Annotated in this window: 1 protein-coding gene; it reads right to left on the bottom strand. The window is 72.3% G+C overall.

Annotated elements, in window-relative coordinates; genetic code table 11:
* The coding region (locus ACY45C_RS11655) for a 4-hydroxyphenylacetate 3-hydroxylase N-terminal domain-containing protein (protein WP_462187632.1) at positions 1 to 663 on the bottom strand (663 nt) is incomplete at its 3' end.
* Positions 664 to 875 lie beyond the last annotated feature (212 nt).

Genomic DNA, 875 nt, shown 5'->3' with positions numbered 1-875 from the left:
GTACGGCCGGGCCCCCAGCGGCTCCCGACAGAGAATCTTCACACCTGGGGTGGCCAGCGGCAGGCCGAACCAGATCACGAACTGCTCGGCCTCGCGCTGCGCGAAGCTCGCCGAGAGGTACACGAGCACCTCGTGGGCCAGTGGGGCCAGCGTCGTGAGCTGCTTGGCGCCCCGGACGACGACGCCGTCGTCCCGCTCGGCGATGATGCGCAGCGCGAGATCGGGATCGTCCACGGGGCTGGTGGTCCGGTCGATCTGCGGGTCACCCAGAGCGTGGCCGAGGACCAGGTCATTGGCCGCACAGTGCCGGTAGAAGGCCACCGCGTTGGCACCGAAGCCGGCCTGGTTGCGCTCCAGATGGTCCCGGAAGTCGAGCAGGCCCACCGCCACGTTCGCCATGAACGACGGCGACCGGCCGTGCTGACCCCAGGACTCGCGCATCCACACGGCCGTGCTGCGCCGCCGGGCCCGCAGATCGTCCAGCGTGCGCGGCAGCTGGTAGGACCAGCCGACGCGGGTCCCCGCCTCGGGTTCGTGGACGGTGAGCACGTCGCGCAGATCCGGCTCGTGCTGCAGGTCGAACAGCCGGGCCAGCTCGTCGACGGCGCCCCGGAAGGCCGGGTGCGCCGCCACGTTCGCGACCTTCTCCCCGTCGAGCCACACCTCGCGGCCGTCGTTGAGGCTCGCCCGGTACCGCTCCCCGGTAATCAGCCCCTGCGCGGCAGGCGGCGGGATTCCCAGCGGCGGGTCGACCGGGGGCTCGGCCGTCGCACCGGCGGGGTGGTCACCGGCGGGTCGGCCGGGATCGTCGACGGCGCCGGGACGACCGCTGTCGGTCACGAGGGTCATGGCCTGATCTCCGCTCTGTGGACAAT

This window comes from Frankia sp. CcWB2 (genome assembly GCF_977927585.1).
The sequence above is the reverse complement of the archived record's forward strand: the minus strand, read 5'-3'. Positions and strand labels throughout refer to the sequence as shown.